Here is a 220-nt window from a genome sequence, read left to right as displayed (position 1 = left end):
ACGCTCCAAAGCCTGCGTTCGGCCAGCGTGTTTGACGGGGCGATCCCAGATCAAAAACAAAGCGAGGCGGCCTTAAAGCCGACCTGATCTTTGAAGCGTACGCGGTGTGGCTTCTACTTCCTTAATCGCTGACGAAGTCAGCAATCTTTTGATCTGCTCTGGCTCTGGCTCTGGCTCTGGCTCTGGCTCTGGCTCTGGCTCTGGCTCTGGCTCTGGCTCT

Origin of the sequence: Pseudomonas sp. 8 R 14 (assembly GCF_900005955.1) — a bacterium.
Lineage (GTDB): Bacteria > Pseudomonadota > Gammaproteobacteria > Pseudomonadales > Pseudomonadaceae > Aquipseudomonas > Aquipseudomonas marginalis.
This window is presented reverse-complemented; position numbering follows the sequence as displayed.